This is a genomic window from Streptomyces sp. TSRI0281 (assembly GCF_001905125.1).
GTDB lineage: Bacteria > Actinomycetota > Actinomycetes > Streptomycetales > Streptomycetaceae > Streptomyces.
Map to the genome: position 1 here is coordinate 53,519 of NZ_LWLE01000009.1, position 12,412 is coordinate 65,930.

The window sequence follows — 12,412 nt, forward strand, 5'->3', positions numbered from 1 at the left end:
GCCCCACTGTCAGTGGGAAGTGGCAGGCCGCAGCGCCGGCCGGGCGGGCCGGGCCTTCGCCAGGTATGCGGCGACCCCGGCGACGGTCGGGGCTCGGAAGAGTTCACGGACCGGCAGCTCCAGCCCCAGGGTCGAACGCACCCGGGAGATCAGCTGGGTCGCCAGCAGCGAATGCCCGCCCAGGGCGAAGAAGTTGTCGTCGATGCCGACCGAGTCGCGGCTGAGCACCTTGGCGAAGAGCTCGCTGAGCACCTCCTCGTTCGCCGTACGCGGGCCGGTGGTGGTCGGCGCCACGCCCCGCGACGGAGCCGGGCATTCGGTGACGACAGCGGACCGCCGGTCCTGGACGGGTGGTACGTCGAGGTCAGCGACCAGCCGTTCCGGGTCTCGGGCCACCTGCGTCAGTAACCTGCGCAGGCCGTCAGCGAGCCGCTCACCCGTCGAGGCGTCGAACAGCGCGGTCGAGTACGTCAAGGCCCCGACCAGCCCGGCCGGCGCTCCGTCCTGGTCGAGCCGCTCCTCCACATCGATGACCAGGTCGAATTTCGCGGTGGTCGACGGGACCGGCCATTCGGTCGCCCGCAGACCGGGGAATTCCGGACCGGCGGTCGCGTGCTGGAGCTGGACCATGATGTGGAAGAGCGGGTGGCGGCTGGGCGAGCGTGGTGGATTCACCTCTTCGACCAGCCGCTCGAACGGGACGTCCTGGTGCTCGTAGGCCGCGAGGTCGGTGGCCCGGACGCGACGGAGCAGCTCCGCGAAACTCGGGTTCGCCGAGACGTCGGTCCGCAGGACCACCGTGTTGACGAAGAACCCGACGACCTCGTCGACCGCGTCGTCCGTCCGGCCGGCCACCGGGGTGCCGATCGGAATGTCCGTCCCCGCGCCCAGCCTGCTGAGCAGGGCAGCGAATCCGGCTTGGAGCACCATGAACAGCGTGCAGTTGTGCTCCTTGGCGACCGCGAGCAGGCTTCGATGGAGGTCGGGACCCCACTCGACGTCCGCCGATCCCCCTGCGTAGTCGCTGGTCTCGGGCCGGGGCCGGTCCGTCGGCAAGGTCAATTCCACCGGGAGATCGGCCAGCTGGGCGCGCCAGTGGCTCAGCTGACGGGACAGCACACTGTCCTGGTCTTCCTCACTGCCCAGCAGATCCCGTTGCCACAGCGCGTAATCGGCGTACTGCACCGGCAGCTCGTCCCACTGTGGAGCGTCGCGTCGCGCGCGGGCGGCATAGGCGGCGGAAAGGTCGCGCATGAGCGGTCCGAGCGACCAGCCGTCGCAGATGATGTGGTGGAACACCAGCAGCAGGACGTGATCCTCCTGGCCCGTCGTGAACAGGTGGGCGACCATGGGAGGCTGTGCGGCCAGATCGAACGGATGGTCCGCGGCCGCGCGAATCGCCGCCTCGACCTCGGCCCCGGACACCTCTCGGTGGACCAGTTCCGGCCGGACCGCTCCCGGCGCGAGCACCGACTGCACCCGCCGGCCGTCACGTTCGACGAAAACCGTCCGCAGACTCTCGTGTCGGTCCGTGACATCGGACAACGCCTGTTCGAGAACTCCCCGATCCAGCGGACCGGAGAGGCGCAGAGCGACAGGGAGATTGTAGCTGGTGCCTGTTTCCTCCCACTGGCTCAGGAACCACACCCGCTGCTGGGCGAAGGACAGCGGCAGCACGTCCGGGCGTTTTCCCCGCCGGAGCGTCGGCCTGCCGGGGAGAATTTCGTCAAGGCTCTGCGCCAGCCCGGCCACGGTCGGGGTACTGAACAGCAGACGGGCAGGCAGTTCCACGCCCAGCACGGAGCGCGCCCTGCTGCTCAGCCGCACAGCCAGCAGGGAGTGGCCGCCGAGATCGAAGAAGCCGTCGTCGATCCCCACCGCGTCACGGCCGAGCACCTCCGCGAACAGCCCGCACAGGAGCTCCTCGCGGAGATCGCGCGGCGCGCGCCGGGTGCCGGTGGGGTACGCCGGTTTCGGCAGCGCGGCGCGGTCGAGTTTCCCGTTCGGTGTCAACGGCAGTTCCTCGATCACCACGATCGCGGCGGGCACCATGTAGTCCGGCAGGTTCTGCCGTGCGAACTCCCGCAGTTGTCTCACGTCGAGTTCCGTGTTCCGCGCGAGCACATATCCGACGAGACGGTTGTCCCCGGGCCGGTCCTCGCGCAGGACCGCCACCGCGTGCGCGACGCCCTCGTGGCGGGCCAGTGCCGCCTCCACCTCACCGAGTTCGACCCGGAAACCACGGATCTTCACCTGGTCGTCGGCCCGGCCGAAGAATTCCAGCGCGCCGTCGTCGGTCCACCGGACCAGGTCACCCGTGCGATACATACGCCGTCCCGGCCTGAACGGGTTCGCGACGAACCGCTCCGCGGTCAGGCCAGGACGGTTCACGTAACCGCGCGCCAACTGGGCTCCAGCGACGTACAGTTCGCCGATCACCTTCGGCGGGACGGGACGCAGCCCAGGGTCGAGCACGAACACGTCCACTCCGGCGATCGGACGGCCGATCAGAGGGCGGTCGCTGTCGTCCGACGTCCAGAAGAGGGAGTCCACAGTGGTCTCGGTCTGTCCGTAGATGTTGTAGACGGTGATCCCCTCGGTCTCTCGGATCCGTGTCCACAGCTTCTCGCCCACCGTTTCCGCGCCGGTCATCAGCACCGCCGGCGGTGTTCCGGCCGGGTCGAGCATCCCCTGCTGGATCAGCTCTTCGGCATAGCTGGGCATCACGTCGAGAGCGTCGATGCCGCACCGGTCCATGTACCGGGCCATGGCGGCGGGGTCGCGGCGGGTGTCGTCGCCGATCAGGTGGAGTTCGTGGCCGACGGCCTGCCACAGCAGACCGACGACCGAGGTGTCGAAGGAGAGGGACGCGGTCAGCGCCATCCGGCAGCGCCGCGAACCTCGGGTCCGCTCGGCGGTGGCGATGACCTCCTCACGGTAGAAGGCGAGCAGATTGGCCAGCCCGCCGTGGGTCACCATCACGCCCTTGGGCAGGCCGGTCGACCCCGAGGTGTACACGACGTACGCCGGATGCTCCGGGGTGATCGCGATCTTGAGTTCTTCCGATGATTCGTCGTCGAGCGCGGGGCCGTCGATGAGCACCGGCTCGCGTGCGGGCAGCGACCCGGCGGATTCGCTGTCGGTGACGACCAGGGCGGCGGCGGAGTCCTCCAGCAGGTGGGCGATCCGCCGCGCCGGGTACGCCATGTCGACGAAGAGGAACGCGGCGCCCGCCTTCAGTACGGCCAGTAGCGCGACCACCAGGTCCATGGACCTGGGCAGGGCCACCGCCACCACTCGGTCCGGGCCCGCGCCCCGGCTCACGAGGTGGCGGGCGAGCCGGGTGGCACGTGCGTCGAGCTCGGCGTAGGTCATCGCGGTGTCCTCGAAGACCAGCGCCGTCGCGTCCGGCGTGCGGGCGACCTGCTCCCGGAACGCGTCGGGCAGGAACACAGGTCGCGGCGCGAGCGCGGGCACGGGACGCGCGGCGAGGAAGCGCCGCCGTTCCCCGTCCGAGAGCACGTCGACAGCGCTGATCGGTCGTTCCGGGGCGGCGAGCACCTGTTCCAGCAGCCGTCGCAGGCGCGTCACGAGCTGTTCGGCGGTGGTCCGGTCGAACAGCTCCTCGGCATACTCGAGGTAGCCGGTCAGTCCGGCCGGTGCTCCCCCGGCATCGCGCTCGTCCACCAGTTCAAGACTGAGGTCGAACTTGGCGACGTCCCAGGTCACCGGGGCCCGTTCGCCCTCCAGTCCGGCGAAGGCCGGGGCGGTGGTCTCGGCGTGCTGCACCTGGAGCATGACTTGGAACAGGGGGTTCCGGGACAGCGACCGCTCGGGCCGCAGGACCTCGACGAGACGCTCGAAGGGGACGTCCTGGTGTCCGAATGCCTCCAGGTCGGTCTCCCGGACCCGTCGCAGCAGTTCGGCGAACCCGGGATCGCCCGCGGTGTCGGTGCGCAGCACCAGGGTGTTGACGAAAAACCCGACCAGGTCGTCGAGCGCGCTGTCCGACCGGCCCGCCACCGGGGTGCCGAAGGGAATGTCGGTGCCCGCGCCCATACGGGTCAGCAGTGCCGCGAAACCCGCCTGCAGCACCATGAACAGCGTGCAGCCGGCGGACCTGGCAAGATCGAGCAGCCTGCTGTGCAGCTCCGGCTCCCAGTGGACGGCCACGGTCCCACCGGACTGCGCCGCCACCGCGGGGCGCGGCCGGTCCGCCGGCAACGTCAGCTCCGCCGGCAGTGCAGCCAACTGCTGCTGCCAGTACTCCAATTGACGTGCCATCAGGCTGTCCGCGTCCTCGGCATTGCCGAGCAGCTCTCGCTGCCACAGTGTGTAGTCGGCGTAGCGCACGGGCTGCGCCGGCCAGTCCGGTGCGCTCCCGTCACATCGGGCGGTGTACGCCAGGCCGAGGTCCCTCAGCAGCGGACGCAGGGACCATCCGTCGGCCGCGATGTGCTGAATGACCAACAGCAGGACGTGCTGCTCCTGGCCGAGCAGGAACAGCGTGGCCCGGACGGGTGCGTGTGCGGTGAGGTCGAACCGGTGACGGACCCGCTCCGCCGTGGCGTCGGCGAGGTCCGCCGGTGCCATCTCGACGACCTCGATCCCGGGAACCGAGTCCAGAACGACCGGGTACGGCTCGCCACCTTCCTCGGGGAAGATCGTGCGCAGGCTTTCGTGCCGTTCCGCCACGTCGGCGAACGCCTGTGCCAGAGCGTCCCTGTCCACCGCCCCGGTGAGACGGACCGCGACGGGCACGTTGTACGTTCCTTCGTCGCGCTCCATCCGGTTCAGGAACCACAGACGTCGCTGGGCGAACGACAGCGGTACGGGCTCCGCTCCTGCCCGGGCGGTCAGCGCGGGGCGCGCGGCTCCGGTCAGCCGGGCCAGTCCGGCCACCGTGGGTTCGGCGAACAGGTCCCGGATCTCGAACCCCTCCCCCAGGACCGACCGGATCCGGGAGAGCAGCCGGAGCGCCAGCAGGGAGTGCCCTCCCAGGTCGAAGAAATGGTCGTCGATCCCCACGCGGGGCACCCCGAGCACTTCAGCGAAGAGTTCGCACAGGATCTCCTCACGCGGACTCCGCGGCTCCCGCACGGCGTGCGCGGCCCGGTCCGGCTCCGGGAGCGCGGCCCGGTCGAGCTTCCCGTTCATCGTCGTCGGCATGGTCTCGACCAGGACCACCGCGGCGGGGACCATGTAGTCGGGCACGCTGTCCGACACGAACCGGCGAAGTTCCCGGCCCGTGAGGCCCGAGGACCGGGCCACGACATACGCGACCAAGCGCTGGTCACCCGGCCGGTCCTCCCTGAGGACGACCGCGGCCTGAATCACCTCGGGGTGGCCGGCCAGCACCGCCTCGACCTCGCCGAGCTCCACGCGGAAGCCCCGGATCTTCACCTGCGCGTCCGCGCGGCCGACGTACTCCAGCTCCCCGTCGGCGGTCCACCGGACCAGGTCACCGGACCGGTACATGCGCTCCCCCGCCGAGAACGGGCAGGCCACGAACCTCTCGGCGGTCAACGCGGGGCGCCCGGTATATCCCCTGGCGAGCTGGATCCCGCCCAGGTACAGCTCGCCCACCACACCCGGCGGCACCGGCCGCAGCCCGCCGTCCAGCACATACGCCGCCACATTGGCCAGCGGCCGGCCGATCGGCACCGAACTTCCCTCATCGCCACGGCGGCACTGCCAGTAGGTCGCGTCGACAGCGGCTTCGGTCGGTCCGTAGAGGTTGTGCAGTTCGGTGGAGCCGAGCGTGCTGAACAGTTCACGTTGTGTCTCCGCGGGCAGAGCCTCACCGCTGGAGATGATCTGGCGCAGGCTCGTGCAGCCGGCCGCGCCGGGCTCCCGGAGGAACGCTTGCAGCATCGAGGGCACAAAGTGTGTGACGGTCACCGATTCACGCTGGATCAGCTCGGCCAGATAGGCGGGGTCGCGGTGTCCGCAGGGCTTCGCCATCACCAGGCTCGCCCCGGAGATCAGCGGCCAGAAGAACTCCCACACCGATACGTCGAAACCGGCCGGGGTCTTCTGCAGCACCCGATCGGCATCGGTGAGCCGGTACTGGGCCTGCATCCACAGCAGACGGTTGACTATGGCCGCGTGCGGGACCACGACCCCCTTGGGCCGTCCGGTGGATCCGGAGGTGAAGATGACATAGGCGGAGTGCGCCGGGCGCGGTCGCACCGGCCGGGCGGGGACCCGCGCGATCGGCTCGTCGAGCAACAGCTTCGGTATGGCGCCGGGGAGGGCGCCGGCGCTCTTCGAGTCGGTCAGTACGAGGATCGGCCCGGCATCCGCGACCATCGCGGCGATCCGCCCGGCGGGGTGGTCCAGATCCACCGGAAGGTAGGCCGCGCCCGCTTTGACGACAGCGAGGATCGCGACCACCAGTTCCACCGAACGGGGCAGTGCCACGGCCACGACCCGGTCCGGGCCCGCGCCTCTGTGGGCGAGCTGCGCCGCCAGCCGATCCACTCGTTCGTCCAGCTCGGCGTAGCTCAGTTGCTCGTCGGACGCCACCAGGGCCATCGCGTCCGGCGTGCGTCGGACCTGCTCCGACCACAGGTCGGCAAGCGTCACCTCGGGCAGCTCGACCGCGGTGTCGTTCCACTTCCGCACGACCCGGTCGCGCTGCCCTGGCGACAGCATGGTCAGCGCGGAGAGCGGTCGGTCCGGATCCTCGGCCACCTGCTCGAACAGCAGCACAAGCCGGTCCGCGATCTCGGCCGCCCGGTCGGCGGTGAACAGGTCGGGGCGGTAGTGCAGGCGCAGCGCGAGCCGCTCGCCCGGTTCGACGGCGAGGGTCAGCGGATAGTGCGCGCTGTCACGGAAGGTGACGCCCACCTCCAGTTCACCGTCGGGCGAGTCGACCTTGTAGTCGTGCATCGGGAAGTTATCGAAGACCACGTTGGTGTCGAAGAGCGCGGTCGGGGACCCGGTCAGGGTCTGGATCTCCGTCAGGCCGAGGTGGTCGTGGTCGAGCGATGCGGCGCGCCCCGCCTGGATCTGATCGAACAGTGCGCTCACCGAAGCCGCCCGGTCCAGCCGCGCCCGTACCGGAACCGTGTTGATGAACATCCCGATCATCGAGTCCGCGCCGGTCAGCTCTGCCGGACGGCCGCTGACCGTCGAGCCGAACACCACATCGTCGCGTCCGGTGAGCGAACCGACCAGGATGGCCCAGACCCCTTGGCACACCGTGTTGAGCATGACGTGGTTCCTGCGGGCGTGCGCGGTCAGCAGCGCCGTCGTCTCCGACGGCAGCAGCACTGCCACCTCCTCCGGCGGCGGACCGCTCCGGGAATCGGCGGGCGCGACGAAAGTGGGCTCGGTGAACCCCTCCAGGGCCGCCGCCCAGTGCCGCTCCGCGCCGGCCCGGTCCTGTTCCGCCAGCCATGCCAGGTAGTCCCGGTGCGGACGCACCGAGGGCAGGCCGGCGGTACCGCCGGCCCGGGAATACACCGCGAACAGCTCCTGGAACAGCAGGGCGAAGGACCACCCGTCCAGCAGAAGATGGTGGGCGGTCACCAGCAGCCGGTGGCGGCGGGCGGTGTGCCGGACGAGAGTGAACCGGATCAACGACGATCCCCCGACGTCGATGCCCCGGGCCCAGTCCAGCTCGGTCAGTTCGGCGATCCGTTCCGGCGCGCCTTCCTGACCGATCTCGGTCTCCCGCCAGTCCAGCGGGACATCGCGGCGGACCACCCGTATCGGTTCGCCTGTCTTTCGGTACCGGAATCCGGACCGCAAGGTGGCGTGGCGCCGTATCACGGTGTCCGCGGCCGCCCTCAGGAGCGCGGAATCCACCGGTCCGTCGAGGTCCACCGCGAATTGCGCGAGGTAGGGGCTGTGCTTTTCCCGGTCGAACAGCGCGTGAAAGAGAAGGCCTTCCTGCAAGGGTGACAGGGGAAGGATGTCCTCGACTACCGATTGGTTCATCTTCAGTGTCAACTTCCTCAGAAGGCCCGCAGGTCGGATTCGATCTCTTCGAGTTCGTGCTGGCTGAGCGAGCTCAGGGTCAGGTCGGACGGGGTGAGTCCGCCCGCTCCGGGTTCGCGGGCGTGCGCGACCAGGGTCCGGAGCATCCGGAACCACGATTCCGCCAGCTCGCGGGTGTCCGCCTCGGACACGACGCTGTCGGCCCAGGTCCAGGTGGCCCGTAGCACCGGGCCGTCCGCCCGGTCCACCGTGGCCACGTTGACCTCGATGCTGTGGGCCATGGGCATGCCTGATCCCGTGTCGTCCATACCGGTCCCGTACTCCGGTACGACCGACCAGTCGTCGTCCGAGACCTCGAAACGGCCCAGGTAGTTGAAGACGAACTCCGGCTGGGCCGCCTTCTCCAGCAGCGCACCCGTTCGCGGGTTCAGATAGCGAAGGAGGCTGTACCGGACTCCCTTGTCGGGAATGCCGCGCACCTGCTCCTTGACCCGCTTCACCGCGTTCCCCACCGCCGCTCCGGCGGCGTGCACATCCGTCCGGTCCGGTTCGCCCAGGTCGAGCCTGATCGGGAACAGGCTGGTGAACCAGCCGACGGTCCGGGAGAGATCCACCTCCGCGAGTGCGTCTTCCCTGCCGTGGCCTTCCAGGTGCAGCAATGCGGTGCCGTCGCCCGTCGTGCCGCGTCCGCGGTGCCAGTCGCCCATCGCCTGCGCGAGACCGGCGAGGAGAACGTCGTTGATACCGGCGTTGAACAGCGACGGCACTGTGGTCAGCAACGCCTCGGTGAACTCGGCCGGCAGGGACTCGGTGAAACTCCGGTCCCGGCTTTCCACGTCCTGACCGGGCACCCTCGCCCGGTCGCCGAACCGGGCGGCGCCGGGACGCAGCCGTTCGAGCCAGCCGGGGAGTTCCGCGACACCGGCCTGCGCGTGCGCCTGCTCGCCGAGTACTTCGGACCAGCGGCGGAACGAGGCCGGCACGGGATCGAGAGTGATCGCGGCGCCCTTCTCGACGGCCTGCCAGGCCGTGGAGAGATCGGCGGCCAGGATGCGCCAGGAAATCGAGTCGATGGCCAGATGATGGACGACCAGGGCGAGCATGCCCTGGCGATCCGGTCCGGCATCGAACCACACGGCCTGGAGGACGTTGCCCTCCTGGGGGCGCAGCCTGTCGCGCGCCGCGTCCGACTCCTGTCGCACCAGCGCGGCCCACTCCTCCTCGGGGCGCCCCGCCGCATCTGTCCGCCGGACGGCCGAGGCCGCGTCGACCGCGCCCACCGGCCGGGTCTCCAGCGCCCAGTCCGCCTCGTCGCCCAGCACGGACAGCCGCAGGCGCAGGATGTCGTGGTGGTCGAGCAGAGCCTGCACCATCGACATCAGACGGGGTTCCGTCAGCCCTGAAGGCGTGCGCAGGACCGCGAACTGGTTGTAGGTGTCGACCACGCCACCGCGTTCCCGGAACCAGTGCATGATCGGAGTGGTGACGACCGGTCCCACCCCGCTGTCCGCGACGGGCGCCGGCTCCTGTTCCAACGTGGTGGCCGTCTGTGCCAGCGCTTCCATGTCCCGCCGCGTCAGCACATCGCCGACGGTGATCCGCAGACCGGCTTTCCGTGCCCGGCTGACGAGTTGCATGGCGATGATGCTGTCTCCGCCGAGCGCCACGAACCCGTCGTCGATCCCTACGTCGCTCACCCCGAGGACGTCGGCGACCAGTTGACAAAGAACGCGCTGGTGACGGGTGACCGGACTTTCCCCGGCCACACTCGAATTCGCTTCACCGAAAGGCCTGGTCACGTATTCCCTCATTCCGGTTCCGGTCTGGAATCAGGAACGAAGTTAGCGAGCGGCGCTCGCCACCGGCGGCAGTCGGAGCGGCAATTCCCGGGAGCACCGCGAAGGAACGCAGGTGAGTTGCCGGTGTGATTGCCGCCGGGCCCGACGGCGCACGCCGACGATGACATGCGCGACGTTCGGGCGGAATCACATGGAGAAGAGGTTCAGCGGTGACTATCCAGCAACCGGCCCAGCCGGCGGTCGACCTTGCGATGTTCGGCGGTGGCCGGGCCGTCCCCAGGGAACTCGGGATCAGGCCCTGGCCGATGGTGACCGATCAGGACGAGCAGGCGGTCCATCGGGTACTGAGGTCCGGCCGGTTCACCTCCGCCTCGTCGGGAGAGCAGGAGATCGCGGGCCTGGAGCGGGAGTGGGCGCAGTACGTCGGCACGGAGCACTGTGTGGCGGTGAGCAACGGAACCGCGGCGCTGTCGGTCGCGCTGAGCGCCGCGGGTGTGGAGCCTGGCGACGAGGTCATCGTGCCCGCCCTGAGCTTCATCGGCAGCGCCACCGCTCCGCTCCATCTCATGGCCGTACCGGTGTTCGTGGACATCGACCCCGTCACGTTCAATCTGGACCCCGCGGCGCTGGAGGCCGCGATCACCGGCCGGACCAAGGCGATCGTCGTGGTCCACCTGCACGGTCTGCCCGCCGATCTGGACCGGATCACCGAGATCGCCGCCCGGCACGGGGTCACCGTGATCGAGGACGCCGCGCAGGCGCACGGCGCCCGGTACCGGGGCCGGTCCGTGGGCTCGATCGGCGCGGTGAACACCTTCAGCCTCAACGTCAGCAAGAATCTCGCCACCTGCGGTGAGGGCGGCCTGATCACCACCGATGACGCGGACGTGGCGACCAGGGCGACCATGCTGCGGCAGTTCGGTGAGCTCATTCCGGCAGGCGGCGAGCGCAGCTACGTGGCGCATCTGCTGGGCTGGAACTGCAAACCGAACGCGATACAGGCGGCCTTCACCCGTAGCCGTCTCGCTCAACTCCCCGCCGAAATGGCCGTCCGCGAGGAGCACGTCGGCCGGCTGCTGGGACGGCTGGCCGCGTATCCCGGCTTCCTGGTGCCCGAGGTCCCACAGGACCGCACCCATGCCTGGCACATCCTGCGCATCCGGGTGAATCCCGCCGCCTTCGGGCTGGCCGACGCGTTCGCGGGCCCGCTGCGCTCTGTCGTACAGCGGGCCCTGCGTGCCGAAGGGGTGCCCGCCGTGCCCTACCAGCTGCAGCCGTTGCCGGCGCAGCGGGTCTTCACCGGCCGCCGCGGGTTCGGTGCCTACCCGTGGGCGTTGCCCGGCGTCGTGGACCGCCCTTACCGTCCCGAGGACTTCCCGGCCACCCTGCGAGTCCTCGACGACTCCTTCACGATCCAGAAGGCGCACCTGCATCCGGACTCAGGACCGTTGCTCGACCGGTACGCCGACGCGTTCGAGAAGGTCTGGCACCACCGCGAGGCACTGGCCGCCATCGCCGCGACGACGGACTACACACCGCACTGGGAACGCGCCGCGGAGATCGCCGACACCGAATGGGCCGGAGCGTTCCCCGCCCGATGACCTCAACCCACTCCATCCCACGATCCCGGTCCGGGATCGTGGGATGGAGTGGGTTGAGGGCCGGTCCGGACCGCCGGGGTCGCTTCGACGCCGGGGGTTCAAGCCAGCAGCCGTCGCACGTGCTCGGTCACCGTCGCGCCGGAGATCCCGTTGCGCTCCAGTAGATGCCGGTGTCCCCCGGTACCGGCGGCGAACCGGTCGGCGACCGCCACCCGCCGTACCGGACAGGCGACACCCAGGTCGGCCACGACCTCGGCCACGGCGGAACCGAGGCCCCCGGCCGCCCAGTGTTCTTCGACGGTGACGATTCCGCGTGTGCGGGTGGCGGCCGCGACGATCGCCTCCCGGTCGAGCGGTTTGACCGTGTGCATGTTGAGCACGGCCACGTCGATCCCGTCGCGGGCCAGTTCGTCGGCGGTCTCGACCGCGGTGAGCACGGGATGCGGTCCGGTGGCGATCAGCGTCACGTCGGATCCCCGGCGCAAGGACTGCGCGATCCCGATCCGCACCGGCTCCGCCCCCGGCGCGAGGCTCGGCGTCGCGCCGCGCCCGAGGCGCAGGTACACCGGTCCCGGCAGCTCAGCGCCGGCTCGGACCAGGACCTCGGTGGCGGGGCCGTCCGCGGGCACCAGCACCGTCATGTTCGGCAGCATCCGCATGACGGCGAGGTCTTCCAGCGCATGGTGGGTGGAACCGAGGTGGCCGGCGGAGAGCCCGCCGTGGGTGGCGACGATCCGTACCGGCAGGTTGTTCCAGGCGATGTCGAGCTTCACCGCTTCCAGCGCCCGGGTGGCGGCGAAGGTCGCCATGGTGTTGACGAAGGGAATCCGGCCGGACCTGGCCAGTCCCGCCGCCACACCCATCATGTTCTGTTCCGCGATACCGAGGTTGAGATACCGCCGCGCGCTCTCACCCCATGGGGTGGCGGAGAACAGGCCGGTGTCGCTGTCCAGGCACACATGGCGTTCGTCCTCGCCGAGCAACTCGACCAGTACGTCCCGGTACACCTCCCGGGCCTCGCGGGCCTCGTCGGGCACGGTGGGTTCGGCTGTCACGACGGACATG

4 protein-coding genes are annotated in these 12,412 nt (G+C 70.0%); 1 reads left to right on the forward strand and 3 read right to left on the reverse strand.

The features are described 5' to 3' along the window. Positions 1 to 9 precede the first annotated feature (9 nt). Entirely contained in the window at positions 10 to 7,947 is a 7,938-nt protein-coding gene (locus A6A29_RS15910) for an amino acid adenylation domain-containing protein (protein ID WP_073720743.1), read from the reverse strand. Positions 7,948 to 7,964: 17 nt separating this feature from the next. Further along, positions 7,965 to 9,758 (reverse strand): condensation domain-containing protein, encoded by a 1,794-nt coding sequence (locus A6A29_RS15915; protein WP_073720744.1) that lies wholly within the window; start codon positions 9,756 to 9,758, stop codon positions 7,965 to 7,967. A gap of 197 nt (positions 9,759 to 9,955) precedes the next feature. Here A6A29_RS15915 and A6A29_RS15920 point away from each other — a divergent pair, with 197 nt between their 5' ends. Beyond that, entirely contained in the window at positions 9,956 to 11,347 is a 1,392-nt protein-coding gene (locus A6A29_RS15920) for a DegT/DnrJ/EryC1/StrS family aminotransferase (protein ID WP_073720745.1), read from the forward strand. Positions 11,348 to 11,445: 98 nt separating this feature from the next. Here A6A29_RS15920 and A6A29_RS15925 read toward each other — a convergent pair whose 3' ends face one another. Then, entirely contained in the window at positions 11,446 to 12,411 is a 966-nt protein-coding gene (locus A6A29_RS15925; protein ID WP_073720746.1) for a transketolase family protein, read from the reverse strand. Position 12,412: the final 1 nt, after the last annotated feature.

What these genes read in the sequence shown, in the direction of transcription:
- A6A29_RS15910 (WP_073720743.1), bottom strand. Translation starts at nt 7,947, where the DNA reads ATGAACCAATCGGTAGTCGAGGACATCCTTCCCCTGTCACCCTTGCAG.
- A6A29_RS15915 (WP_073720744.1), bottom strand. Translation starts at nt 9,758, where the DNA reads ATGAGGGAATACGTGACCAGGCCTTTCGGTGAAGCGAATTCGAGTGTG.
- A6A29_RS15925 (WP_073720746.1), bottom strand. Translation starts at nt 12,411, where the DNA reads ATGTCCGTCGTGACAGCCGAACCCACCGTGCCCGACGAGGCCCGCGAG.